This is a genomic window from Achromobacter sp. F4_2707, from assembly GCF_047501535.1.
Taxonomy (GTDB): Bacteria; Pseudomonadota; Gammaproteobacteria; order Burkholderiales; family Burkholderiaceae_B; genus Yanghanlia.
Genome location: NZ_JAZDRJ010000001.1, coordinates 22,890 through 49,520 on the forward strand (window position 1 = coordinate 22,890; position 26,631 = coordinate 49,520).

A 26,631-nucleotide genomic window follows, 5' to 3' on the forward strand; every position below is an offset into this window, starting at 1 on the left:
CGCGCCCCATGGAGATAAGTATGAGTCATTTTTTGGATCGGCTGAAGTTCATGTCCAAAGTGAAGGACAGTTTTTCAAATGGACATGGACAGACCGTCAATGAAGATCGGCGCTGGGAAAATGCCTACCGCGCTCGCTGGCAGCATGACAAGGTCGTGCGTTCCACCCATGGCGTGAACTGTACGGGTTCCTGCTCATGGAAGGTCTACGTTAAGAACGGGTTGATTACGTGGGAGACGCAGCAGACCGATTACCCCCGCACGCGCCCCGATCTGCCTAATCACGAGCCGCGAGGCTGTCCGCGTGGGGCGTCATACAGCTGGTATGTCTATTCAGCCCAGCGTGTGAAGTACCCGATGATTCGCGGCCGCTTGATGGAAATGTGGCGCGAAGCGCGAAAAACCCTGGACCCGATTTCCGCCTGGGAATCCATCAGTCAGGACCCGGAAAAAGCCAAGCGTTATAAGGCGGTGCGGGGCTTGGGGGGTTTTGTCAGGGCGGACTGGGATACTGCGACTGAAATCATCGCCGCCGCCAATGCTTACACCGTGGGTCGTTACGGCCCGGACCGCGTGATTGGTTTCTCGCCGATTCCCGCCATGTCGATGGTGAGCTATGCCGCCGGGGCGCGCTATCTCAGCCTGATTGGCGGCGCTTGCTTGAGCTTTTATGACTGGTATTGCGACCTGCCTCCTGCGAGCCCACAGGTGTGGGGCGAGCAGACCGACGTGCCGGAATCTGCCGATTGGTACAACTCCAGCTACTTGATGGTGTGGGGCTCCAACGTGCCGCAGACCCGCACGCCGGATGCGCATTTCTATACCGAGGTGCGTTACAAGGGCACGAAAACGGTGGCGGTATCCAGCGATTTCGGGGAGATGGTCAAGTTTGGCGATATCTGGCTGGCGCCCAAACAGGGTACCGATGCGGCGTTGGCGATGGCCATGGGGCATGTGATTCTGAAGGAATTCCACCTGGAAACACCTTCTGCCTACTTCACTGACTACGTGAAGCGTTATACCGACATGCCCATGCTGGTCATGCTTGAAGAGCGTGATGGGCGCCATGTGCCGGGCCAATTCCTGCGTGCGTCTCATCTTGATGGTGCCTTGGGCCAGCAGAACAACCCTGACTGGAAGACATTGCTGATAGACAGCATCAGCAACGAGGTGGTAGTGCCAAATGGCACGGTGGGTTTCCGTTGGGGGGAAACGGAAAAGGCTGGGCGCTGGAATTTGGAATCACGTGAGGGTGGCAGCGGGCGTGAAATTGACCCGGTGCTTACGTTGTTAGACAGGCGTGACGATGTCGTGCCGGTCGGCTTCCCTTATTTCGGGGGCGAGCATGAGGAACTGATTCCGAGAAACGTTCCTGTGATGCGCATGCGGCTGGCGGATGGAAGCACGGTGCTGGTGGCCACGGTCTACGATTTGCAGATGGCCAACTACGGCATTGACCGGGGGTTGGGCGGCGGCAATGTGGCAAGCAGTTACGAGGATGATGTGCCTTACACCCCCGCCTGGCAGGAAAAGCACACTACGGTGCCGCCGCATCTGGTTGTGCAGGTGGCCCGGGAGTTCGCGCAGAACGCACACGATACGAAAGGCCGTTCCATGGTGATTGTCGGTGCTGCGCTGAACCACTGGTATCACATGGATATGACCTATAGGGGCATCATCAATATGCTGATGATGTGTGGTTGTATCGGCAAGAGCGGTGGAGGTTGGAGCCATTATGTAGGCCAGGAAAAACTCCGCCCCCAGTTTGGTTGGGCGCCGTTGGCCTTTGCTCTGGACTGGTCACGCCCTCCTCGTCAGATGAACGGCACATCGTTCTTCTATGCGCATACCAGCCAGTGGCGTCATGAAAAGCTGCGTATTGAAGAAATTATCAGCCCGACTGCCGACCCCAAACGTTACGACGGTATGAGCATGATCGACCTGAATGCCAAGGCCGAGCGCATGGGGTGGTTGCCGTCTGCGCCGCAGTTACAGACCAACCCGCTCAAAGTGGCGGCTGAGGCTGAAGAAAAAGGGGTGGATCCGGTGGCTTACGCGACCGATCAATTACGCCAGGGCAATCTGAGAATGAGCTGCGATGACCCTGACCACCCGGAAAATTTCCCGCGCAATATGTTTGTCTGGCGCTCGAATATCCTGGGCTCCAGCGGCAAGGGGCATGAATATTTCCTGAAATATCTGCTGGGCACGCAGCACGCTGTTTTCGATGATGAAAGCAATGTCGTTAAACCGACTGAGGTCACGCAACGTGAGGCGGCACAAGGCAAACTTGACTTGCTGACCGTGCTGGATTTCCGCATGAGCACGACTTGTCTGTATGGCGATATTGTTTTGCCCACGGCGACCTGGTACGAAAAGGACGACCTGAACACGTCGGATATGCACCCCTTTATTCATCCTTTGTCCGAAGCGGTTCAACCCTTGTGGGAAAGCAAGACAGACTGGGAAATCTACAAGCTGATTGCCAAGCGTTTCAGCGAAATAGGCGGCCCTTACCTGGGTACGCGCAAGGACATCGTACTGACGCCGTTGCTGCATGATACGGCGGGAGAACTCGGCCAAGCGTTTGAGCCGCGCGATTGGAAGCATGGTGAATGTGATCTGGTGCCTGGCAAGACTGCGCCCAATATGACGGTGGTGGAGCGCAACTACAACGATATCTACCGCAAATTCACGTCGGTGGGCCCATTGTTGGACAAGCTGGGCAACGGGGGCAAGGGCATCAACTGGAACACCGAAGAAGAGGTGCGCGAGCTGGGTGGTCTCAGCAATGTAGTGACGGAGGAGGGTGTGAGTTATGGGCGCCCGCGCCTGGATAGCGCCATCGACGCGGCCGAGATGATTCTGACTTTTGCGCCTGAAACCAATGGGCATGTTGCAGTCAAGGCCTGGAATGCTTTGAGTAAGGTGACGGGGCGTGACCATACCCACCTGGCGGTGGGGCGCGAACATGACAAGATCCGTTTTCGGGATGTCCAGGCGCAGCCGCGCAAGATCATCTCGGCGCCGACCTGGTCCGGGCTGGAAAGCGAAGAGGTCAGCTACAACGCTGGCTACACCAATGTGCATGAGCTGATTCCCTGGCGCACGCTGACCGGGCGTCAGCAGTTCTACCAAGATCACCGCTGGATGCTGGATTTTGGCGAAGGTCTGTGTCTGTACAAGCCGGCGATTGATACCAAGACGGTCAAACCCATGTTGGGCAAGTATGCCAATGGTGAACATGAGCTGGTGCTCAACTGGATCACCCCGCACCAGAAGTGGGGCATACACAGCACGTATTCCGACAACTTGCGGATGCTGACTTTGAGCCGTGGCGGCCCGCATATCTGGATTTCAGAGAAGGAAGCCGCTCAGGCGGGGATTGTCGATAACGATTGGGTGGAAGCATTCAATGTCAATGGAACGCTGACCGCCCGTGTGGTGGTGAGCCAGCGGGTGCCTGAAGGCATGTGCCTGATGTATCACGCCCAGGAAAAAATCGTCAATGTGCCGGGTGCCGAAACCAGCGGCAAGCGGGGCGGCATACACAATTCCGTGACCCGCACCGTTCTGAAACCGACCCACATGATAGGTGGCTATGCCCAGCTTGCCTGGGGATTCAACTACTACGGAACGGTTGGCAGCAACCGGGATGAATTCGTGGTGGTCAGGAAGATGAAGAAAGTCGATTGGCTGGAAGGTCCGCTGGTCGAAGAAGCACATTCAAAATAAAGAAGGGGCCGCAATGAAAATTCGTGCGCAAATCGGTATGGTGCTGAATCTGGACAAGTGCATCGGCTGTCATACTTGTTCGGTTACCTGCAAGAATGTCTGGACCAGCCGGGATGGCGTTGAATATGCATGGTTCAACAATGTAGAAACAAAGCCAGGCATTGGTTATCCCAAGGAATGGGAGAACCAAACCAAATGGAAGGGGGGCTGGATTCGCAATTCGGCCGGCAAGCTGGTGCCGCGCCAGGGTGGCAAGTTACGTGTTCTGGCCAACTTGTTTGCCAACCCTAACCTTCCGCAAATCGACGACTACTACGAGCCTTTCACCTTCGACTACGAACGCCTTCGTTTTGCGCCCCTGTCGGAAACGCCGCCCACTGCGCGGCCGGTATCTGTCCTGACGGGTCAGAAAATGGAGAAAATCGAGTGGGGCCCCAACTGGGAAGACGACCTGGGAGGCGAGTTCAGTTCGCGCAGCCGCGATGCCCTGTTTGAAGGGGTACAGAAGGAGATGTATTCCACCTTTGAAAACACCTTCATGATGTATCTGCCGCGTTTGTGCGAGCACTGTCTGAATCCAACCTGTGTGGCCAGTTGCCCGTCGGGCTCAATCTACAAGCGTGAAGATGACGGCATTGTGCTGGTGGATCAGGACAAGTGTCGTGGTTGGCGTATGTGCATATCGGGGTGTCCATACAAGAAGATCTACTACAACTGGAGCAGCGGCAAGGCGGAAAAATGCACCTTCTGCTACCCGCGTATCGAGGCAGGTCAGCCTACTGTGTGTTCGGAAACCTGCGTAGGGCGCATCCGCTATCTGGGGGTCATGCTGTATGACGCCGATCAGATTGAGGCTGCTGCGTCGGTTGCCGACGAGCAAGATCTCTATCAAGCCCAGCTAAATCTGTTTCTTGACCCGCACGACCCCAAGGTGATTGCGGCTGCACGCGAGCAGGGCATTCCGGAGTCTTGGCTGGAAGCGGCCCGCCAGTCTCCTGTCTACAAAATGGCCTGCGAATGGAAGGTCGCTTTTCCTCTGCACCCTGAATACCGCACATTGCCCATGGTCTGGTATGTGCCGCCGCTGTCGCCTATCCAGTCAGCCGCTGAAACCGGCCGCATGCCGCACAAGACAGTCAGCAAGCATTCCATCATTCCCGACGTTTCCAGCTTGCGCATACCCGTACGCTACTTGGCGAATCTTCTGACCGCCGGCAAAGAAGCACCGGTGGTGCAAGCGCTTGAACGATTACTGGCCATGCGGGCCTACAAACGGCGGGAAACCGTTCATGGCGAACGAGACCTGGACACACTGAAGGCCGTTGGCCTGGATGAAGCCACCGTGCAGGACATGTATCGCATCATGGCCATTGCAGATTACGAAGACCGCTTTGTCGTGCCGTCCAGCCATAAAGAAGAAGTCGAAGACGCTTTCAATGAAAAAGGCAGTTGTGGCTTCACTTTTGGCAACGGGTGTTCAGGCGGGGTATCGGAAGGAACCCTCTTTGGGCGCAAGCCACAGGGCAGCGCCATTTTTGTGGATATGCCGAAATCACGGCGGGATGGGCCGACAGTACGGCCCCGACAGGAGGAAAAAGCATGATTTACCGCATTCTTTCCACTTTGCTGTGTTATCCCCAAGAAGATTTGCTGGCGGCTTTGCCTGAAATCCGCCAGGCCTTGAGCAATGACCCGGAACAGTGCGACAGGCTTGAACCTCTGCTGGCCCACCTGGAAGCCCATACCCTGATTGAGGCGCAGGAAATTTACGTCGCTACTTTCGATCGCAACCCGTCGCATTCATTGCATCTGTTCGAACATGTGCATGGCGAAAGCCGGGATAGGGGGCAGGCCATGGTTGATCTGCTGCAAACGTATAGAGATCAGGGTTTCGAGCCGTCGGTGTCCGAACTGCCCGATCATGTTCCGCTGTTTCTGGAATTTCTCAGCCTTGTAGATGCGCAGCGCGCGCAAGCGTTACTGGATGATGCCATCCATGTGCTGGCGGCGATTGGTTCAAGGTTGGCCCAGGCAGACAGCCCTTATGCAGCGGTGTTTTCCGTCATCAGGGGTTTGTCGACCGTCACGCCGCGCGAACAACTCCCGCCTCCCGTACGTGATATGGACGAGGCAATGGAAATATTCGGGGTCGGGCCAGATGGCGTTGAACCTTTGCTGAAGCCGCGTATGGGAGATATCCAACCCCTGCGCTTTTACCCTGGCGGCGTGCACCGTTGAGTTCTGGAGAAACCACTATGAGCGGATTCAACCAATTTCTGTTTGGCATTTATCCCTATATTGCGCTGACGATATTTTTTGCGGGCAGTCTGTTGCGGTTTGAGCGTGAACAGTACACGTGGAAAACGGACAGCTCCCAGTTACTGCGCAGCGACGCGTTGCGTATCGGCAGCATCTTTTTTCATATCGGCATATTGGGGTTGTTTTTTGGCCACTTTGTCGGCCTGCTCACACCGGCTTCGGTTTGGCACCTATTGGGTATTTCCCAAAGCACCAAGCAAGTTGTGGCCATGGCAGCCGGTGGCTTGATGGGGGCTTTATGCCTGATCGGGCTGCTGATTCTTTTGCGTCGTCGCCTGTCCGACCCACGCATCATGGCTACAACCCGCAAAGGGGACATGCTTTTACTGTGGTGGCTGTTGGCGACACTCTTGCTGGGCCTTTCAACCATAGTGATTTCAGCAGGCCATACCGATGGCGTCCTGATGGGCGAGCTGATGCGGTGGGCGCAGCATATTGTGACTTTCCGTCCCGGCGCAGCTCAGTTTGTGGCGGACGCACCTTGGCTGTTCAAAGCCCACCTGTTCATGGGCATGAGCCTGTTCGTCATTTTTCCGTTTACGCGTCTTGTGCATGTGTGGAGCGGCTTTGCTGCGGTGACTTATCTGAACCGGGCATGGCAATTGGTGCGCCCGCGTTAATTGATCAAGCAGACCGTACATCAGGAGAACATCATGGCCATCAGCATTAACGGCGTCGAACTGAGCGATGCCGAAGTAGAACGCGAGCTACCCTGGCATCAGGACAGTGCGACGCCACTACATAGTGCAGTGATGACGCGTATTTTGCGTCGGGTGCTGCTGGACGAAGCGCAACGGGTGGGACTGGACACCAGCAATGAAGAAGAGGCGGTGTCTGCGCTGCTGGCAAGGCATGCCCCCAGCCCGCAGCCTGACGATGCAGCCTGCCGCCGCTTTTATGATGCGCATCCCGAACGATTTACTGTTGGGCGTTGTGTGCAGCTGCAGCATATTCTGTTTCAGGTCACGCCTGAGGTGGATCTGCCCGCCCTGCGCTTGCTGGCTGAAGATGTTCTCAAGCAGGCGCTGCAGACACCAGCAGATTTTGGCAAGTTGGCGCGCCGCTACTCGAATTGCCCATCTGCCGCGCTGGAGGGCAGTCTGGGGCAGGTCACGCCAGGAACCCTGGTTCCTGAATTTGAACGTGTAGCCTTTGCTGCGCAATCCGGCGCAGTCCACCCTAAGCTGGTTCATAGTCGCCATGGCTTGCACATTATCAGAGTGACTCACGCGGTGGCGGGGCGGCTGCAACCTTATGAGGCTGTGGCGCAAGATATTGCCGACGTTTTGCAAGCCATGGGTCAAGATACCGCCTGGCGCCAATACATCAAGATTCTGTTGGCAGGCGCCCGAATAGAAGGTATTGATCTGGACGTCCGTATGGATCAGGAACGGGTCATGACCGAAGGAGGGTATGTATGAAGCCGCGATGTCCTCCCGCACTGATAGACAGTTTCGGACGCCACATCGTCTACTTGCGAGTATCGGTCACCGACCGTTGCGACCTGCGTTGCAACTATTGCATCCCCAAAGGCTTCAAAAATTTCGAAGAACCAGCTAATTGGCTGAGCCACGATGAGATGGCGCGGTTGATTAATCTGTTTGCGCAATTAGGAGTCAGAAAAGTAAGGTTGACGGGCGGCGAGCCGCTGACGCGTCGGGGCGTCGCGGAATTAGCGGGCCGGATTACCGCTATCCGGGGCATTCAAGATTTATCGTTGTCGACCAACGGCACGATGCTGGCCCGCCATGCGGCTGCGCTGAAAACGGCGGGCGTGCAACGATTAAATGTCAGCCTGGATTCCCTGGATGCGGTGAGGTTTAAAGAGATTGCCGGACGTGACTGCCTGCGTGACGTGTTGGCAGGCCTGGAAGAAGCCCGGCGAGTGGGTTTTTCACCCATCAAACTCAATTGCGTGGTGCATGCCGACACCCCCGAAGCAGAATTGACCCGGTTGCTGGGCTATACATTGGCCAATGGTTTTACCCTGAGGCTAATCGAAACCATGCCCATGGGAAGCGCGGCGCAAAAATTCCAGCCGGCCAATCTATCTTTCATGGGAGAGAAGATTGCAGCCCGCTTCGGCTTGGTGCCGGCGCTGGATACCGGTGATGGCGGGCCGGCCCGCTACTGGTCGGCGGGCGATATGCCCGCATTGGGAGTCATTACGCCCATGTCGCGCCATTTCTGTGCCAGCTGCAATCGCGTAAGACTGACGGCTGATGGCACGCTTTACCTGTGCCTGGGCCATGAACAACAAGTTCCTCTAGGACGTTTGATGCGCCAGGGGGCTAACGATGACCTGCTGACGCAGCATATATTGGCCGGTATCGCGGCCAAGCCTGAACACCATCATTTCAACTCAACCCCGCGGCGTATTGTGCGTCTGATGTCACAGACAGGGGGGTGAAGTCATGAAAAAGATAGAGAATCTGATTGATGGTTTCAGCCGCTTTAAACGACACTATTTTGAAGATGCACCGGAGCTGTACCGTAACCTGTGCACCGGGCAGCAGCCCAGCACACTGGTGATCGGCTGCGGCGATTCACGGGTCGATCCGGCCGTGCTGCTGGGTTGCGACCCTGGTGATATTTTCACCATTCGCAATATTGCCAACCTGGTGCCGCCAGTGAATGAGGCGATCGGGCCGCAGGGGGTATTGGCCGCCATACAGTTTGCGGTGGAAGATCTCAAGGTTGAAACCATCATTGTCCTGGGGCATTCCCAATGCGGGGGGATCAAGGCGCTGATGGACGGCAGGGCATGCGACGGCCGTCAGAAGGATTTGGTCAGCAGTTGGATGTCGATTGCGGAGCCTGCGCGTCAAAGAGTCATGCAGCTATTGCCCCATGCGAGCTGTGAAGAGCGCTACCGCGCCTGTGAACAGGCTTGCATTCTGATTTCCCTGCAGAATCTCAAACGCATGGATTGTGTGCGGGCCAGGTTGGAAGAAGGCGCGCTCAGCCTGCATGGCTGGTATTTTGATCTGGTTGTGGGCAGCCTGAGAGCTTATTCGCCGGATGAAGATGCGTTCATCCCCATGCTGTGTACAACCCAAGAGCGCATGCATGCCTGAGTTGCAGCGGGAAAATCATTTTAGATCAAGGAATTGGGGAGGGCGATCGGCAACAATAGAGTACGACCGTGATCTAAGCGCCTGCCGGCCCTATCGTGTTGCCATGGATTCAATGCAAGAGCCGTCACACAATGACCTCCCCGAACTCAGGCACCGCCTGTCCACCCGCATTGTGGTCAGTTCGCTGGTGGCTCTGGTGGTTGTTCTTGGCATGATTGGCACAACGCTATGGTTGTCCTGGCGCCTGGAAGGCGCTGGGGCGGCTATCAACGACACCGGCAGCTTGCGCATGCGCGCCAACCGTATTGCCGTGGAATTATTGATTGACCAGGGCTGGCGCACAGGCAGGGTGCGTGAGCAACAGACTGCGCTGGATGAAACCGTGGCACTGCTGCTTAAGGGCAATGCTCAGCGCCCGCTGTTTTTGCCGAATGATCCGGCCATCCGTGCCCAACTTGCAGATGTCACGCAGTATTGGCGAGAAATTGCCAAACCAGCGGCCGAATATGCATTGGAAAGCGGAGATAACAGGGCGTATCTGCGCAGCCTGCCAGAGCTGGTTAACCGCGCGGATGTTCTCGTCACCATGATAGAACACGATAACGCGGGTAAAACGGCCGCGTTACGTCTGGCGCAGGGCGGCCTGGCGATGCTGGCTGTCATGGGTACACTCACCATGATTTACCTGCTGTATTTGTGGATTATCGCGCCGGTATTGCGCTTGCGTGATGGCTTGCAACGTATGGAATCGCACGAGTTCACTATGCGCTTGCCAGTAGAAACACGGGATGAATTCGGTGTCTTGGCAACCGGATACAACCGGATGGCAGATGAACTGCAAAGTCTTTACAGCGGTCTGGAACAGCGGGTAGAGGAAAAAACGCATCAGTTGGCCAAACAGAACCTGGAAATCACGGCCTTGTTCGATATGGCGGCATTTCTTAATCAGCCTAACGATATCGAGGCTTTGTGTGATGGTTTCCTGCAGCGTGTAATGCACCAGTTTGAGGCGGAGGGCGCCAGCCTGCGCACGCTGGATGCCGACCATCAGCGTCTCAGTCTGGTGGCGTCTGTTGGCTTGTCGCGCGATCTGACTGATTCAGAACACTGCATGCATGTGAACGACTGCTATTGCGGTGAGGCGACCTTGGGTGACAAAGTGTTTGTTATCCGTGACATGCGTCATCAGCAGGAGGCGCCCAAATTACAGTGTCAGCAGGAAGGGTTTGCCAGCGTTGCGGTTTTTCGCGTCGTATCCAGAGATGCCGTTCTAGGCTCTTTTTCTCTGCATTTCCATCAGCATCGCGACTTGTCAGAGTCGGCCAGAAAAGTATTGGAATCCTTTGGCCAGCTGTTTGGAGTGGCGCTTGAAAACCGGCGCCTCGATGCGCAGGCGCGCGAGCTGGCAGTGGTGCAGGAGCGGGGGCTGGTTGCGCAGGGGCTGCACGATAGTTTGGCACAAGGGCTGAACTATCTGAACCTGCAACTACAGATGCTCGAATCGGCGGTGCGTCATGAGAACTACGCGGAAGTCCGGGAAATCCTGCCCTTGTTGCGTATGGGGGTGACGGACGGCTATCAGGATGTGCGGGAGTTGCTGACAAACTTCCGCAGCAAACTTGAGCAGGGTGACCTGAAGATGGCGGTTGAAGAAACCATAGAGCGTTTCAGGCGCCATAGCGGCTGTGAAACGGTGCTGGAATTCCAGAATGCTCATGGTGCGCCGCTGGCGCCAGACCAACAACTGCAAGTGTTGTTCATTTTGCAAGAGGCCTTGTCCAACATCAGGAAGCACGCGGATGCAGAGCATGTGCATGTGCGTATTGAGAATAGTCTGGATTTCGTGCTGGAAGTCGTGGATGATGGCCGCGGCTACAACACTGAAGAAGTCGACACCTACGGAGAAGTCCATGTCGGCCTGGACATCATGCGTGAGCGCGCGGCTCGCATGAATGCCATGATTAAGCTGGAATCCGCACCGGGTAAGGGCGCGCGTGTGGCACTAGTGTTACCCGCAAGCGAAAGGTTGGCAGCATGACTCAGAAAATCAGAATTTTATTGATAGACGACCACACGCTGTTCCGTTCGGGAATGCGGCTTTTGCTCAAGCGGCAGGAGGACTTTCAGGTGGTCGCAGAAGCCGCCGACGGGATAGAGGGCCTTAAGCGCGCGCGTGAGCTACAGCCGGATGTGATTCTGCTCGACCTTAATATGCCAGGCTTGAGCGGGCTGGAAGTGCTGCAGATTCTGTCGCAGGATATTCCTGACTGTGCAGTCATCGTTCTGACAGTGTCTGAAGAGGGAGACGAGCTGGCACAGGCGCTGCGCAACGGTGCGCAAGGTTATCTGGTTAAAAACATTGATGCAGATGTCCTCGTGGAAGGCATACGGCAGGCTGCGCGCGGTGAGGCCGTTATTGATCATGGTATGACGGCCAAGCTAGTGGATCAGTTTCGTAGCCAGGCCGCGGCACCTGCCTCTTCTGAGGCTCAGCGCAACAAACTGACCGCCCGTGAAATGCAGGTCACGCAATTGCTGGCTCGGGGAGCCAGCAATAAGGTGATTGCGCGTGAACTGGATGTCTCTGAAAGCACAGTCAAAATCCACGTGCAAAATGTGCTTAAAAAGCTCAACCTCAACAGCCGTGTGCAGATCGCTGTTTATGCGGTTGAGCATGGGTTAGACGCTCAATAGCGGTAACTCAGCCCTGCCATGAGGCTGCGGCCATTACCGGGAAGGAAAGTCGGCATAGCCGGTGTGGCGGTGCGGCGAATCACGTAGCTGCTGGCGTAGACCTTGTCGGTGAGGTTGTCGGCGACTAAGTAGCCACTCCAATGCTTGTTGTGTTCATAGGCGATACGGAAGCCCAGCAGTGTGTAGGCGTCTTGCTCTGTGCCGCGTACATTCTGGTGGTTGGTGGGCGTGTTGCTCGCCAGCCAGCGCACATTCGGGCCAAAGCGCCAGCCGCCTACACGGTACAGAAGCTCTGCACTTAGCAGGTGGCGGGGCACGCCGGCAATGCGGTTACCTTCGTATTCGCCGCCTCGGAAGGTGAAGTCGCTGAATGTGTAAGCTAAACGGTAGTCAAACGTGCCGTCGCCCACGCCAGGCAGGCTGCCGCTCAACCCCAGCTCAACGCCCTGGTGGCGAGTGCGGTCACGGTAGTTGAAGGTGCCGCTGCCGGTGCCCATTGCATTGCTGACTGCCATCAGCTCGTCGCGGACATTGCTTCGGTAAAGGCTCAGCTCCCAGTTGGGGGCATAATCGCCCGAACCGATGCGGCCGGCACCGCCAATTTCCAGTGTGGTGGCGCGTTGCAGGTCAAGCTTGCTCAGGCTGGTAACGGCAGAATTCACGTTCATGGGCATAGGCACTTCGCCACTGACAATTTCCCAGTAAGTGGGTGCTTCGTTGCTGCGGCTGATGTTGGCATAGAGGCGCAATGCATCGGAAGGCTGCCAAACAATGCCCAGCTTAGGGCTGGCGTACGACCAGTCCTGATCCAGCTTCTGGCCCGTCATGGTGTTGCGGGCATCACGGATGGCTTGGCTGAGTTTTACGTCGCCGACTAACTGCCATTGCGGCGTTAAGTGCCAGACTAAACCCACCATGGCATTGCGGTTTTCCGCTTGCAGGTCGTAATCACCAAATTTCAGTGCGCGGCTGCCGTTTTGCGGGTTGACTGCGTAGAGACGACGATCCATGTCGCTGCGGCTCCAGTCGAAGGCCAGGCGATACTCCAGGCGGTCGACCTGACCTGCAAGCTGCCATTGGGCGCCGAAGGTGTGGCCTCTGGTGGGGTGGGATACCTGTGGATTGGTGAAGGTATCGTCAATGGTCTGCCAATACACCCCCACCGTATGGTTAAGCGTGTCAGTTCCCCAGTGGCTGCGATTAGCCAGTCGGAACTGGGTGGATTCGCGATTGGGGTCTCGACGATAGATGTTATTGACGCGATCAATCTGCTGGTTGTAGTCGCCCGATACAGCGCGCGGGTCGGCGTGCATGCGATCACGAGGCGTGACGTTGGGGATTTCGAACTTCAGGTCGGTGTAGGAAAGGTAGGTTCGGTTTTCGAAACCGCCGTTGCGAAAGCCGAAATTACTGGAAAACACGGTGCGCTCAGATGAGGAGTGATGGCGGTAACCATCGGCTTTCTCGTAACTGAAGGCCATGCGGCCATCCATGTCCTCGCTCGTGAACCCCTTGCCCAGGTAAACGTTGCGCCGCCCGAAGCTGCCGCCTTCCAAGGTGGCGACATCGCCTTCCGTGCCGGTGAGCGACCTGAAATCCAATTCTCCGCCTAATGTGGTGGCGGCCGGAGAACCTGCGTTGGCGCCTCGCCGGATGCTGATGGCCGAAGCATTGCGTGGCTCAAGAAAACCGATCACAAACGAACCGTCAGCTTCGTTCAGGGGCAGGCCGTCCTGCATGAGCAGTACGCCGCGGTTGACTGGATTGCTCTGTATACCTGAACCACGGATATTCAAACGTGGCTGGTCATTACCGCCGAAGAATTCCTGCATGACGATGCCGGGCTGGTGCGCCAATGCGTCGTTCAATGTGGTGAGCTTGATCTCCTTTTGTGGCTCCACCAGGTTAGTGCCACCGGGCACGCTTTTTAGAATGATTTTTTCTTGGGCCACACCCCTGTCCAGTGAACGAGTGCCAAGCTGGCCCGTCACCGTAACGGGTGCCAGTGTCGACACACTGCTTTTCTGTGGAGCGGTTTGGGCCAAGGCGGGAGTGGAGGTCAGCCCCAGTGCGATGGCCAGAGGCAGAATTCGAAAGGGAAGTGCAGACATTGTCAAAGGTTCCAAGGATGGGTATTTCTTTTTTGAGAACAGTTTGTTGGGATGGACTTACCCTGCGCAGGGCGACGCCCGATCACGCATTGGATGGAAAAAAATCGCTAGGGGCGGGAGAAGCAAATAATTTATGGCGGCGCTGTTTCCTGTTCCGTCAGGCGCGTGTGAAGTTCCTGCGCAACCTGCTGTGGGTTGCCGGCGTCAATGGTGTAGTGCAGCAATTGGCCCTGGTGGATGAGCAGGCAGTGATCCACCATGCGTACCAGTTCCTGGGGATGATGGCTGCTGCATATCATTGCGGCGCCGCTAGTGCGGATATAGTCCATGCACAGGTTTGACAAGCTGTTGCGCAAGGCGGGGTCGAGCGCGCTGAAGGGTTCATCCAGAAGCAGAAGATCTGGTTGCATGGCAAAAGCGCGGGCGAGTGCTGCGCGCTGAGCCATGCCGCCCGAGAGTTCGCTCGGCCAAGACTCTGCACATTCTTTAAGATCTACGTTGTAGAGCCATTCTAGGCTCCTTTCTGTTGCTTCTTCTTTGGATAAGCCCATGGCTCGCAATGGGATTTCCAGGTTTTCTCGAACGCGGCGCCAAGGCAGCAGGCGGGGTTCTTGGAATAGCAGAATGGGTGAGAGAAACTGGTTGATGCAGCTGCCCGAGCTGGGAGCTGTGATGCCGGCAGCAATTCTTAGCAATGAGCTTTTGCCGTTGCCGCTGGCGCCCAGCAAACCGAAGCGCTCGCCTGCAGCCACTTGAAGACTGATTTCTCGCAAGACTTGACGGGGGCCGTAGGCGAGACTGACGTTGCGCAGATCAAGCATGGCTGGGCTCCTTCCATTTTCCCAGACGGCGTTGCAATGGTTGCAACAGCAGGAATTCCAGTGCAGCAACCAGCAACAGAATCAATAGCACCCAGGCATAGAGTTCAGCGGTATCGAAGGTACTGCGGGCATTGGCCAGGGCATAGCCGGCGCCGCTTTCCGCACCCAGGACTTCTGCCATGACAACCAGGCGCACTCCGCCGGCTGTGGCGATCAGCAAGGCTGCTGTCAGGGGGGCGGTGAGTGCGGGTAGATAAAGATGCCGCAGTCGTCGCCAGAACCCAAAACGGTAGACGTGGGTCATTTCTGTCAGCTGGCGGTCGATCTGCAACATGCCCTTCACCGTATTCACATACATGCCGGGCGACATCATGAGTACGGTCATGAATATCACCATGGGAGAACCCAGGCCGAACCACAGCATGGCCAGCACCACAACGATGACAGGCGGAATGGACATCAGCAGCCAGCGCAGGGGTTCAAGCAGGCCGCGTAAGCGTGAGCTGTGTCCGGCTAGCAGGCCCAGTACAAAGCCGAGGGCGCAGCCGGTACTGACGCCCAGGCAAATGCGCATTAACGAGGCGCCAGCGTGTTCCATGAAATGCGGGCTCTGGATCAGGCGTGGGATGGCTTGCAGCGTTTGCAAAGGTGTGGCCATCATCATCGGCCCCATAGCCGTAGCAGTCACGTGCCAGGCCAACACAATGAGCAATATTCCTACGGCTGACCATGCACGCGAGGTTTTCTGGGGTGTGGCGGCGTTCAAAGAGAGCGGTTTTTGGTTCTGGAAGTGTCGATTTGCCTGTTGATGCGAGCGCGTCTCCTTTGGATGAAATGGCTGCACTGAATCGGGAATAACGGCCCTGTCTGGGTGGGATGCGTTCATGATCAGGGTCCGTATAGACTGTCAGCAGGCAACTTCCCGCCTATCGATTCTGGAAAGTGTTCAGCGACCAGGCCATAGAGCGTTTCCAACTGAGGACGCGCTTCGATCGCGGTACGGCTTTCAAGGCGAGTGCCCTCTATGGCTTCTTTGACCGGTTCAACAGGCAGTTGTGGGATATGCCGATGGACGAGCTCAGCGCAGGATTGAGCATTGTTTTTGCACCAGCGTGCCGATTCTGCATAGGCGCGTTCCACGGCCTGATTCAACTCATCGTTGTCCGAGAACTTAGAGTTGGCGATGATTCCGGCTTGGGGGAGTTCTGCTTTAGTGGGAAATTGTTCGCGCCAAGCGGTTTCCAGACTCTGGCCACGATGCAAAGCAGGCCCTTCATGCTGTTGAGCGCGCCACAGGAGCAGGGAAGCAGTCGGCTCGACTAATAGCGCGTTTTCGCCTTTTCCTGTGAGCATGAGGGCGATGGCGTCTTGGGCATCGCGCGTATGACGGAATTTGACCGGAGCCAGGCCGTCTTGTTCTTGTTGCGCGTTTAGCAAGGTGTCGAGCAACACCGCCGGTAAGTCGCGCTGAAAAGGCATTAATAATTCTTTGCCGGCCAGATCTTTGAACGAATGTACGGTTGGGTCGCTACTGACCAGCCAGAGAATGCCCCATACAGATATGTTCAGCAGTTTCACCGGGTCGCCGCGGTTGCTCATCAGAGCAGGCAGGTTGCTGGGCGTGGCGCTGTAGTCGATTTCGTGCTTGGTTAACAGAACCCGCAATTGATCATTGTTTTGCCAGAGCCTGAAGGTGACTTCGTCCGCGTAGTCACTGAGTGCGCCGGACTCCATCATGTGCAGCAAGGGGTAGCTGACCACAGCAGCGGGGCCGGCCAATACGAGTTTGGGCAATTTGCTGTGGGCGGCGCCAGATGTTGCATCGCTCTGGTTGGCTGTTGTGGCAACGGCGGGAGTCAGACCGCAAGCTAAACAAAGACTCATGGCCATGAAGGCGCGCCGTGTTTGACCCTGCCAGAGTTTGGAAATATTGAACATATGTAAGAATGAGAACTATTATCAAGCTTTATTCTGTTATCGAGCGGGGGCTCGTACCAATGACAAAAGTCAATTTGGCATGCGCATGACGGAAAGAGTTGAGCCAACGGCACTGAGTGGCTTTGCTGGTCGCGAAGCGCGCGGAGAGTCTGGAATGGAGTCTGGGGTTGATAAACAGGGGCAGCCATTATTGGAATTGCTGGCCCGTGTTCGTTCGTTTCAAGGGCTGGACCCAGCCGCCTTACACCTATTGAGCGAAGGCGCCATATTGCAGACCTATGAGCCGGGTGAGGTCGTTTTTCGTGAAGGAGATACGGCCTTGGCGTATTTCCTGGTGGTGGAGGGCGAAGTTGATGTTCTGCGTTACTCAATCACCGGCGAAGAGCGTGTATTTTTTGTATTCGACGCAGGTAAAACAGTGGCTGAAGCCGCTATGTTCATGCCCCATGGGCGCTACCCCATGTACGTGCGGGCCCGCACTGTCGCCCGGCTCTACCGGCTCAGGCGCGACAAACTGCTTGCCGCCTGCCGCAACTATCCCGATTTATCCATGCAGATGCTGGCTTTGCTTAGCCAGACCATCTATGTGCAGGTGAACAAGGTGGATTGGTTCTCTTCCAGTTCTGCTGCCGAGCGCTTGGCTAATTATTTGCTTGGCTTGAAGCCATGCAAAGAAAATAAGGTTTGCCTGCCTTTATCGCAGCGCCAGCTTGCAGCCCATCTGGGCGTAAGAGCCGAAACGTTGTGTCGGTTGCTGACGGATTGGCAGGCAAAGGGTTACGTGGCGGGGCGACGTAATGAATGGGAATTACGCGACAGGGCTTACCTACAGGATTTGGCGAGCGCCGCGCAGCGTAGTTTCTGAATGCGCGAATTGACTTAAGTCATTTGGTTGAAGCGTAGGCGAGACAGATAATCGTTCTCATTTATGTTTCAACGATTGCCATAACGGCAGTGACAACAAGGAAGTGTCATTCATGTCTGCCCAGCCCGTGCCCGCTTCATCCAGCGCCCCCTGCACTGAAAAAGAAATCCGTTTGCTGGTGGAAACCTTTTACGGCCGGATTAGAAAAGACGCTCAGCTTGGGTCAATTTTTGAGAAACACGTGGCGGATTGGGATGCCCACTTTGACATGCAGGCGGACTTTTGGTCTGCGCTGGTGTTGCGCACCCGCCGTTTCAAGGGGGCGCCTATGCCCCGCCACATGGCGTTGCCGGGCCTGAGCTGGCCTTTGTTCGAGCGTTGGTTGGAGATCTTCCACCAGACCACGGAAGACCTCGGCCTACCGGCCCTGAAGCAAGTGGTTGACCCCATGGCTCAGCGCATTGCTGCCAAGCTATGGGAGATGTACCAGACCCAGGCGAGTATTCCCACACCGCCATTTGAGTTGCCGGATGGCCTGGTGCGCTATGGCGAATCACCGGTTTTTACGCCTGAAAACCTGCCTGAGAAACTGAAAAACACTCACACCACCAAGGCTGGAACATGGGGCGTGCTGCGTGTGCAAAGCGGGATTGTGCAGTACTTCGTTGATCAGCCGCCCTATGCGCAAGCCGTGGTGTCGGCAGGAAAGTCCGTGGTCATAGAGCCGGAAGTGCCGCACCATGTGGAATTTGGCGTGCCCGGGAGTTTCCAGGTGGAATTCTGGAGAAAGGAAGAGTAATCACCTTGCCGGCGGCCAGTGCTTTGACGCTTGGCAGGCTACTGCTTTTGCGCTTGAGCACGGGCCGCCGCTGGTGAATGATGCGTTCTAGAAGGGATAGTCGCGTGGGGTGGTCTGAATGGTAATCCAGTGGTCAGTTGTGAACTCCGCAATGGCCCAATCGCCATTGAAGCGGCCAAGGCCAGAGTTCTTTTCGCCGCCAAAAGGTGCATTCGCTTCGTCGTTGACCGGCATGTCATTGATGTGAGTCATCCCGGCGCGCAAGCCCTGAGCGAACAGCATGCCTCGGGTGATGTCACGGGTGAAGACCGCGCTGGAAAGGCCGTAGTCGCTGCAGTTAGCTAATTCCAGGGCATGTTCGGCATTGCGCGCGGTTTGAATCCCTACCAGAGGGCCGAAGATTTCTTCTCTGGCAATATCCATGTCGGCGGTGACATTGCCAAAGACATGTGGCGGCATGACATTGCCTTGTGGTTCGCCTTCCAGCAGCACCGTGGCGCCTTCCTCTTTGGCTTTAGCAATCTTCTTCTTCAACCCTTCCAACTGCTGTGAATTAATAACCGGGCCGATGGCGGTTTCCGATTTGGATGGGTCACCGTAAGACACGGTTTTGACGTGGTCGACAAAACGCTGAGTAAATTCTTCTACCAGCGGTTCTTCCACAATGATGCGGTTGATCGCCATGCAAATCTGCCCCTGGTGCAGGAATTTTCCGGTGACCGCGGCTTTGACGGCGCTTTCAACGTCGGCGTCGGCCAATACCACAAACGGGCTGTTGCCGCCGAGTTCAAGCGCCACGTGTTTGAGATGCGCGCCGGAAGTGGCAATACGGCCAATATTGCGGCCAACCTGAGTGGAGCCGGTGAACGAGATGAAAGAAGGAATGGGATGCTCGACAAACGCATCGCCGATTTCCGAGCCCGCGCCGACCACCACACTGAGTGCGCCTGCGGGCAGGCCTGCTTCTTCAAACAATCGTGCGAGCAACAGGCCGCCGGTAACCGGGGTGTCGCTGGCGGGTTTGATGACCACGGTGTTGCCCAGCGCCAGGGCGGGGGCGACCGAACGGGCACTTAGGTGGAGTGGGAAATTCCAGGGGCTGATGACTCCGATCACCCCCAAAGGCCTGCGGTACACATGGCTTTGCTTGCCAGGAATATCGGAAGGCAGAATGCGCCCGTGCATGCGCCCGGGAAAGCTGGCGGATTCTTGGATGATGCCGCGCGCCGAGCCCCATTCGATTTCCGCCTTCAGGCGCGTACTGCCGGCTTCGCGAATCAGCCAGTCAATGATTTCTGCTTTGCGGGCATCGAATAAGTCGACCACACGGCGCATGATGTCGCCGCGTGCTGTGGGCCCAAGCGCGGCCCATGCCGGTTGGGCCTTTTCCGCCGCCTGGTAGGCTTCGTCAAGATCGGCTTGGTTGGCCATGGGCAGGCTTAACAAGGTTTCGCCGGAATAAGGGTTAAGTACATCCAGGTTGCGCGGTGAGCTGCCTTTTCGCCATTGGCCCCCAATGGGCTGAAGATCCAGATTCTCGTATGTGTTGAGGTTTTCCATGTTAATACCTTATATATACGTTTCAGCCGAACTTGAGCACAGGTTTGACAGTGACACCAGATTTTGAATCTTCGAAGGCCTGGTTAATGTCTTCGAATTCGTAGAATTTTATGAGCTTGTCGAAGGGGAATTTGCCCGCCTTGTAGAAGGCGATCAGTTGAGGAATGAATACCCGGGGTACGGAATCGCCTTCAATAACGCCGATCATGCTTTTGCCTTCGGCCATCAGGTCGTTGTGCACGTCAATAGACATTTCCGGGGTCACGCCGACAATGGCTGCTTGCCCTAGGGGACGCAATGCATGGAGACATTGGCGCACCACTGGCGGCACGCCGGTTGTCTCTACAGCATAGTGGGTGCCGCCATTAGAAGCCGCTTTGATCTCTTTGACGACATCGACCTGCTTGCCATTGAATGCATGGGTGGCGCCTAGTTCGCGCGCCAGTTCCAGGCGGCTGTCGTGCACATCGAGAGCGAAGATCTGCGGGCACCCGGCAATTTTTGCAGCCATGATGGCGCTTAGGCCGACGGCACCGCAGCCATACACAGCAATCGAAGTGCCGAATTCGGGTTTGAGACGATTCAGTACCGTGCCCGCACCCGTCTGGATGCCGCAACCCAGGGGGCCAAGCAATGCCAGGTCAACGTCTTTATCGACTTTGACCACGTTGCGTTCGTGAGCAATGGCATGCGTGCCGAACGATGACTGGCCAAAGAACGTATGAATATCGGTGCCATCCTGATGCAAGCGGCAGGTGTGGTCATCCATATGCCCGCCGAAATTCAGGTCGTTGAAGGACGAACATACGGTGGGATGCCCGGTGAGGCAGTTGTCGCACTGGCCGCAATGGGCAAACGACATCACGACGTGGTCTCCCGGAGCCAGGCGGGTGACGTTCTCGCCGACTTGTTCAATGATGCCGGCCCCTTCATGCCCCAACACAATGGGGTAGGGCGATACGCCCAAATCGCGCCCCACGGCGTCGGTATGGCAAACGCCAGTGGCTACGATTCTGATCAGAACTTCGTTTGCCTGCGGGCCCGAGAGAGCAACTTCTTCAATGGAAAAATCCTGCCCTTGTGCGTGGGTGACTGCCGCCTGGATTTTCATGTCTGACTCCTTCAAAAGGTTTGATCCATTATCGGAGTAAAGTGGTTTTACAGCCAGAGTTCACATGAAACGACCCAATACGCTTGGACGTGTGGGCCGGCCTTTGTTGTGGGACGCGGCAAGGGATTAAGGGTGGCTTGCGATGTGTAAGGCGTGCTCCAGCGACACTCGGATCATTTCGCCATGCCCGTGCTGCGGGAATGTTTGATAGCTGACCTGGGCCCCGCTTGTTTCCAGCTCTTTTACGATCTTCTCTAAGGCTTCTCCGGGCGTCATGTGCCAGCCGTCGCGTTGAATCATTCCTGCATCTGGGGCAGGTGGCCGATCAGTTGGGCGGGGTTTGGTGCCGATGAGAATATCTATACGTTTGTTGGCCGCCAGGGCTGTATCGAAAGCCTCCCATTCCCGTAGCAGTTCTCCGTTGTGCCACCAAACGGAAGGGTCTGCCACGATATAGGCATCGAAGGCGTCAGGCTGGGTGAAGAGCACGTGCAGGGCGAACAATCCGCCGTATGAATGCCCCCAAAGGTAATCTCGTACGCCATCCCTTTCCTGCATACTCACGAGGGGCTTAACGTGCTGTTCAATGAATTGGAGGAAAGTATCGGCGCCGCCCCCGACACGACCCCGAACGATGGGTGCTAACACGCGCGTGCTGCCCTCGTACACAGGCGGGGTGTAGTCGTATGCTCGCGATACAACATCGTTGCGGGTCGGCACGTCGTAGCCAATTGCCACCAATATCGGCGCGTTCTTATCGCTTAGCGCTGCCAGGTCGGTATCCGTGAGCGTATCGATTGCCGCATTACCATCCAGCATGTACAGGATGGCGCCACTGTGATTCTGAATTCCTTTACCCGAGTCGTCAGTGACTTTAGGGAAGCCGACCACGACCCGGTAGCGCCGCTCGCCGTCTGAGGAGTTCAGAGTATGGGTCTCGAAACGATAGTGGGGCGAAGGCCGGTCGGCAACCGTCTTTCCCACAACTTCCAGCGCGCGAGTGTGGTTCGGGGAATGCAGCACTTCTGCGGGTGCTTTACTGGCAAGCAGGAGGCTTGAGAGGGCACATGCCCACAGGAAAAAGTGGCAGGTTCTTTGCATACATTGCTTGATCTGAATAAGTGGATTGAGTATAAATAAGAATTATTATCATTCAAATTAAGTCGGTGTGGGCCGATTTAATACGTGATGGAATTCATGCAGGCCTCTGCCATCGATCTATATCGTTATGCGCCTCAAGAGAACCAGGGTATGCGCCCTTGGCGGGCGCTTGGCATGGTTCATCGACATGAGTTCGAGTCGCCGGACTATCAATTTATCGCGCCTCCATTCTCCGGCGATGCGCCTGTTTTAGAAGGCCGTGTTCAAGAAGTTGAGCTACAACCCGGCCTGTGGTTGCACTGCGCTGAGGTGGTTGATCTGCACAGCATGGCATCGCGTGTCTGGCTCGATGAAGGCTTACGCCTTGTCATGATTATTGCGGGCGAATTGGATGTCACCATCGGAGGTCACCGCATCCATCTGCGGCCAGACCATGTGAGCGCCGCCGTAGTGTCTATGGCCCAACCGGCGCTGTTTGAGCGCCGTTGGCAGAGGGGAAAATGGGAGCGCAAACTGTCATTACATCTCACAGCAGACTGGTTGCGGGCTCACGCTGCAGTGTGCGGGCTAGATCAAAAGACGGTGAACGCGGTGCTCGGCAACCGAGATTTGTCACCGCCGCCGGGAAGTGAGGTGTGTGTGGTGCCCTGGGTTCCGTCACCCCACGCCATCTCCCTGGCAGAACAACTCATTCTGGGCGCAGACGAGTCGGCATCCCCGGTGATGCGGCTGCGCCAGGCTGCCCGTGCATTCGAAATCTTGTACGAAGCTTTATCGGAGCGCGAGGCGGCGCCTGTCAAGCAAACGTCGGGTCTGCGGCTGCGAGACCATGAGCGTATGGTGCGAGTGCGGGCTTTTCTAGACCATGAGATCCGTCATCCTTTCCAGCAAGCATTGCCGATTGCAGAGCTGGGCCAACAATTTGGCCTGAGCGCCAGCGCATTACAGCGCCAATTCCGACGGGCGTTCTCGTGCACTGTCGATGAGTACAGGCGGAACATGAGGCTCTTGCGTGCTCGCGCAGAATTAGAGCAAGGCAGCACGATTGCCGCTGCGGCGGAACGTGCCGGCTACGGCAGTGCCGCCAATTTCTCCACCGCTTTTCGCCGCCAGTTTGGTCTGAGCCCGAGTGCTGTTCGCCAGCGAATCTGAAAGCGCTTCGTTTGCAAAGACGTTTGCGCGCTTTGCAAACACTTAATGTAAATGAGAATGATTCAATAGTGGGTCACGTCAGTAAGCGGCGGGTACTACATATCGCGTATCCGGCACTGGAAAGGAGAAAACATCCATGTCCCACTCTGAGCGGATCCCCATGGGGGCGGGCCGTCATTCAGGTTTAACCCCGTTAACCATTGCGTTGATATGCGCTGGATTTGCGGCAGGCGCTAGCGCCCAACCCGTCGGACCGGCCATGTTGAGCCCCGTGGTCATTACCGCCAGCGGTGTCGAACAGCAGGCCAAGGAAGCGCCGGCGTCCATGACGGTGATTACCCGCGAAGAGATTGAAAAGAGTGGATACACCACGGCGGCTGACGCCATCAGTCATGTCGAAGGGGTGGTGATGACCGGTTTCGACCCCAACAATAAAGACATTACGATTCGCGGTTTACCCGGTGAGTACACCTTGGTCTTGGTGGACGGGCGTCGCCAAAATACGCGGGAGACCATGAATCGTGGCACAGGCGGGGTTCAGTACGCTTTCCTGCCCCCTTTAGCGGCCATTGAACGGATCGAAGTCGCTCGCGGGCCTATGTCCTCGCTGTACGGCTCCGAAGCCATGGGTGGGGTCATCAACATCATTACCCGTAAGGTGCCCGAGAAGTGGTCGGCGGCCCTGGATAGTTCCGTTACTTTGCAAACGGACGACGACTATGGGAACAGCCGCGAGACCCAATTTTGGTTCGGTGGCCCGATCAAAGATGATGTCGTCGGCTTGCAGGTCTATGGTTCCTATGACGATATGACCGAAGGCAGCAACTTCTATCCGAGTGCTGATGGCGTTTATGGCCGCGATACGCGTAGCTTGGGCTTGAAGCTGGCGGTGCGCCCAACGTCAAATCAGGACATTGTGCTGGACGTTTCTACTCAGCGCCTAACCACCGAATCTACGCCGGGAAGGTCGGTGCCACCTGATTTTGATTGGTTCAAAGAGCAGCACCGCCGCACTTCGTATGGTGTGACTCATACGGGTCGCTGGAATTTCGGTGAATCGCGTGTCTCTTTGTACCGCGAGGAAAGTACACAGGAAAACTGGCCGTCCGATGAATACGTGGACAACCGCAAGCTGAGTAATACAGGACTAGACGCCATGCTTAGCATGCCGTTTGACTCTCATACGCTGCGTTTTGGTGGCCAGTTTGTACGTACGGAACTCAGTGGTATTAAAAATGAAGCTAGTTTCCCGAACTACCCCACCAACACTGACAAGGTCACGTTAAACAACTACGCTCTGTTCGTTGAAGATGACTACTTTCTGACCGATGACCTCATCTTGACTGCCGGCGTTCGAATGGATCATGACGACCGCTATGGTACCCATTGGTCTCCTCGTTTATACGGTGTCTATCATGTGAATGATGCTCTCACGTTAAAAGCGGGTGTCTCCACGGGCTTCAAAGCGCCTACGATCCGCCAGAGTACGGCGGGGTACTGCATGATGACAGGGGGAAATTCGGGGTTCCGTGGCCCACTGTGCGGCAATCCGGATCTCGAGCCGGAAACCAGCGTCACGCAGGAATTAGGTTTGATGTACGACTGGGCGCCGGGTAGCAGTTTGGCGGCAACGCTGTTTCACACCAACTTCAAGAACAAAGTTGCTAGTTACGATACCGGTCGCCAAGATCCTCTGAATCCGGGAACGAATAATCACCTCTACGTTTACGACAATCTTGATAAGGTAAAGATCTACGGGCTTGAGCTGGCGCTGAAGTTGCCGCTGACTGAGTCACTGTCTTTGTCGACCAATTACACCTTTACCAAGTCACAGCGCAAAGGTGGGAGCGAAGTGGCGTTTAACGGCGACTCGCTGGATGGTGAGCCGTTGGAAAAGACGCCGCGTCATGTCATGAACACGCGACTGGACTGGCAGGTGAACGACCGGCTCCACACGTATTTGCGTTGGAATCTGTCTGGTGAGGCCCGCTACGCTGCGTACCGTAACGGTGCTGCTGGTGTACGAACCCGCCCGGGCGGCGCGACGTATGACGTAGGGGGCAGCTACCAAGTCACCAAGAATCTGGCGTTGCGCTTGGCTGTGCTGAACATTACGGATCACAAGCGGCCGCTTGACGAGCGCACGCGCTTTAATGGGCTTGATGGAAACTGGACGCTCGATGAAGGGCGGCGTTTCTGGCTGGGTGCGAGTCTGCAGTTCTGATGAGGGCAATCGTTTCAGCGCTGGGTAGGGTGTTCTGGGCGAGTGCTCTGGCCGTTGTCCTGCTGGCATGTCAGCCGGCCAACGGCCAGATTGAAATCGTGGATCAGGCCGGAAGGACAGTGCGGTTGAGCGAGCCCGCCCGGCGCATCTTCTTTTCGGAGCCGGGTGATTTCTCCATGCTGGCGTTGCTGGTTGAGAACCCCGCCTCCCGGATTGTGGCGTGGAACCGATGGCGACTGGATGAGCACACGCTGGAGATCTGGCGCGGTATTGATCCAGCAGCTTTTGACCAAATTTCGCAAATGGCTGTAGATGGGCCACAAAACCTGAGTGCAGAGTCGCTCATCGTTCATGAGCCTGACTTGGTTGTGCTGGATCATTTCTTTGGCAAGGCTACCCATGTGGTTCGGAAGTTAGAGCAAGCGGATATTCCGGTCGCCATTCTTAACTTGGAACCCTTGCTTACACAGGAGAACCCGGCTGAAGGGCTGGAAAAGTTGGCCGTGTTAGTGGGCCGCGCAGAGCGCGGCAGAGAGGTCAGCCAGTTCATCCGTACACGTCGAGATCGGGTGGCAGGGCGAGTCAAGCAGCTTTCGGCTCAGGGGGTTGAGCCGCCTACGGTGTTAATGGAGCCGCACGCGGGTATTGGGCCGTGTTGTCTCTCGATGGGCCTGGGGCGCAGTATGGGTGACATGGTGGCGATTGCCGGAGGGCGGTTAATTGGAAGCGAGATCATCGATGAGATGTCTGGTCGCTTAAGCCCGGAGTATGTGATCGCCAGCAATCCTGAAGTCTACATTGGTACCGGTGGTCGGCACCTTGAAAGCCGCAACGGGCTGGTGCTGGGCGTGGGCATAGACCCGGGTCGTGCCGAAGCGAGTCTGCGCGCCGTTATGAAACGAGTGGGGCTGCAGCAGACTCGAGCGATGGAGCAGGGGCGGGTACACGGGGTGTGGCATGGCGGATTCGGCATCGTGAATCTGGAATTGATTGCCACCTGGCTCTATCCCGAGCATTTCCATGATGTGGATCCCGCGGGAACACAGGCAGAGATCGAACAGCGGTTTCTGCCGATCAGGCTGCAAGGCACGTTCTGGACGTCACTGCAGGCGAAGGAGAGATAGA

Annotated in this window: 21 protein-coding genes; 14 read left to right on the forward strand and 7 right to left on the reverse strand. The window is 56.4% G+C overall.

The genetic code is table 11. The features are described 5' to 3' along the window. Positions 1-20: 20 nt before the first annotated feature. The 9 genes from VRY85_RS00120 (at position 21) to VRY85_RS00160 (ending at position 11,824) form a co-directional block, all read left to right on the forward strand. The gene (locus VRY85_RS00120; RefSeq protein WP_414596561.1) at positions 21-3,734 is read left to right on the forward strand and encodes a nitrate reductase subunit alpha; all 3,714 of its coding nucleotides are present in this window, start codon (positions 21-23) and stop codon (positions 3,732-3,734) included. Positions 3,735-3,747: 13 nt separating this feature from the next. After that, positions 3,748-5,337 carry a nitrate reductase subunit beta gene (narH, locus tag VRY85_RS00125; RefSeq protein ID WP_414596562.1) on the forward strand — a complete coding sequence of 530 codons (1,590 nt, stop codon included), beginning with the start codon at positions 3,748-3,750 and terminating at the stop codon, positions 5,335-5,337. After that, positions 5,334-5,972 carry a nitrate reductase molybdenum cofactor assembly chaperone gene (gene narJ, locus VRY85_RS00130; protein ID WP_414596563.1) on the forward strand — a complete coding sequence of 213 codons (639 nt, stop codon included), beginning with the start codon at positions 5,334-5,336 and terminating at the stop codon, positions 5,970-5,972. Before narH ends, narJ begins: the two co-directional genes overlap by 4 nt. 17 nt (positions 5,973-5,989) lie before the next feature. Beyond that, complete coding sequence (gene narI, locus VRY85_RS00135; protein ID WP_414596564.1) at positions 5,990-6,673, forward strand: respiratory nitrate reductase subunit gamma; 684 nt, start codon at positions 5,990-5,992, stop codon at positions 6,671-6,673. A 33-nt stretch (positions 6,674-6,706) separates the two neighbouring features. Further along, positions 6,707-7,474 (forward strand): peptidylprolyl isomerase, encoded by a 768-nt coding sequence (locus tag VRY85_RS00140; protein ID WP_414596565.1) that lies wholly within the window; start codon positions 6,707-6,709, stop codon positions 7,472-7,474. Then, on the forward strand, positions 7,471-8,463 hold the full coding sequence (gene moaA / locus VRY85_RS00145) for a GTP 3',8-cyclase MoaA (protein WP_414596566.1): 993 nt from the start codon (positions 7,471-7,473) through the stop codon (positions 8,461-8,463). The genes VRY85_RS00140 and moaA overlap by 4 nt, the downstream gene beginning before the upstream one ends. Before the next feature lie 4 nt (positions 8,464-8,467). Beyond that, complete coding sequence (locus tag VRY85_RS00150) at positions 8,468-9,130, forward strand: carbonic anhydrase (RefSeq protein ID WP_414596567.1); 663 nt, start codon at positions 8,468-8,470, stop codon at positions 9,128-9,130. 103 nt (positions 9,131-9,233) lie between these two features. Then, entirely contained in the window at positions 9,234-11,168 is a 1,935-nt protein-coding gene (locus VRY85_RS00155) for a type IV pili methyl-accepting chemotaxis transducer N-terminal domain-containing protein (protein ID WP_414596568.1), read from the forward strand. Continuing rightward, entirely contained in the window at positions 11,165-11,824 is a 660-nt protein-coding gene (locus tag VRY85_RS00160; RefSeq protein ID WP_414596569.1) for a response regulator, read from the forward strand. Before VRY85_RS00155 ends, VRY85_RS00160 begins: the two co-directional genes overlap by 4 nt. Here VRY85_RS00160 and VRY85_RS00165 read toward each other — a convergent pair. From VRY85_RS00165 to VRY85_RS00180, 4 genes are all read right to left on the reverse strand, one after another. Then, on the reverse strand, positions 11,818-13,935 hold the full coding sequence (locus tag VRY85_RS00165) for a TonB-dependent receptor family protein (protein ID WP_414596570.1): 2,118 nt from the start codon (positions 13,933-13,935) through the stop codon (positions 11,818-11,820). The two genes, VRY85_RS00160 and VRY85_RS00165, sit on opposite strands and share 7 nt — an antisense overlap. A 131-nt stretch (positions 13,936-14,066) precedes the next feature. Beyond that, the gene (locus VRY85_RS00170) at positions 14,067-14,756 is read right to left on the reverse strand and encodes an ABC transporter ATP-binding protein (protein WP_414596571.1); all 690 of its coding nucleotides are present in this window, start codon (positions 14,754-14,756) and stop codon (positions 14,067-14,069) included. Beyond that, entirely contained in the window at positions 14,749-15,642 is an 894-nt protein-coding gene (locus VRY85_RS00175; protein WP_414596572.1) for an ABC transporter permease, read from the reverse strand. The genes VRY85_RS00170 and VRY85_RS00175 overlap by 8 nt, the downstream gene beginning before the upstream one ends. A 2-nt stretch (positions 15,643-15,644) precedes the next feature. Continuing rightward, on the reverse strand, positions 15,645-16,646 hold the full coding sequence (locus VRY85_RS00180; protein ID WP_414596573.1) for an ABC transporter substrate-binding protein: 1,002 nt from the start codon (positions 16,644-16,646) through the stop codon (positions 15,645-15,647). A 133-nt stretch (positions 16,647-16,779) separates the two neighbouring features. Here VRY85_RS00180 and VRY85_RS00185 point away from each other — a divergent pair, with 133 nt between their 5' ends. Both VRY85_RS00185 and VRY85_RS00190 read left to right on the forward strand, forming a co-directional pair. Further along, positions 16,780-17,559 (forward strand): Crp/Fnr family transcriptional regulator, encoded by a 780-nt coding sequence (locus VRY85_RS00185; RefSeq protein WP_414596574.1) that lies wholly within the window; start codon positions 16,780-16,782, stop codon positions 17,557-17,559. Between the two features lie 112 nt (positions 17,560-17,671). After that, positions 17,672-18,358: a DUF1971 domain-containing protein gene (locus tag VRY85_RS00190; RefSeq protein WP_414596575.1), complete on the forward strand. Its 687-nt coding sequence runs from the start codon at positions 17,672-17,674 to the stop codon at positions 18,356-18,358. Between the two features lie 87 nt (positions 18,359-18,445). On the opposite strand, the gene VRY85_RS00195 is transcribed toward VRY85_RS00190, so the two are convergent. The 3 genes from VRY85_RS00195 to VRY85_RS00205 form a co-directional block, all read right to left on the reverse strand. Continuing rightward, positions 18,446-19,918 (reverse strand): aldehyde dehydrogenase family protein, encoded by a 1,473-nt coding sequence (locus VRY85_RS00195; protein WP_414596576.1) that lies wholly within the window; start codon positions 19,916-19,918, stop codon positions 18,446-18,448. Between the two features lie 22 nt (positions 19,919-19,940). Continuing rightward, positions 19,941-21,029 (reverse strand): NAD(P)-dependent alcohol dehydrogenase, encoded by a 1,089-nt coding sequence (locus tag VRY85_RS00200; RefSeq protein ID WP_414596577.1) that lies wholly within the window; start codon positions 21,027-21,029, stop codon positions 19,941-19,943. Between the two features lie 126 nt (positions 21,030-21,155). After that, positions 21,156-22,052 carry an alpha/beta hydrolase gene (locus VRY85_RS00205; protein WP_414596578.1) on the reverse strand — a complete coding sequence of 299 codons (897 nt, stop codon included), beginning with the start codon at positions 22,050-22,052 and terminating at the stop codon, positions 21,156-21,158. Between the two features lie 174 nt (positions 22,053-22,226). Between VRY85_RS00205 and VRY85_RS00210 the strand changes: the two genes are divergently transcribed. The 3 genes from VRY85_RS00210 (at position 22,227) to VRY85_RS00220 (ending at position 26,630) form a co-directional block, all read left to right on the forward strand. Further along, positions 22,227-23,282, forward strand: a complete 1,056-nt coding sequence (locus VRY85_RS00210) for a helix-turn-helix transcriptional regulator (RefSeq protein WP_414596579.1) — start codon at positions 22,227-22,229, stop codon at positions 23,280-23,282. A 136-nt stretch (positions 23,283-23,418) separates the two neighbouring features. Then, positions 23,419-25,506 carry a TonB-dependent receptor domain-containing protein gene (locus VRY85_RS00215; RefSeq protein ID WP_414596580.1) on the forward strand — a complete coding sequence of 696 codons (2,088 nt, stop codon included), beginning with the start codon at positions 23,419-23,421 and terminating at the stop codon, positions 25,504-25,506. Beyond that, on the forward strand, positions 25,506-26,630 hold the full coding sequence (locus VRY85_RS00220; RefSeq protein ID WP_414596581.1) for an ABC transporter substrate-binding protein: 1,125 nt from the start codon (positions 25,506-25,508) through the stop codon (positions 26,628-26,630). The genes VRY85_RS00215 and VRY85_RS00220 overlap by 1 nt, the downstream gene beginning before the upstream one ends. The last annotated feature ends 1 nt before the right edge of the window (position 26,631 follow it).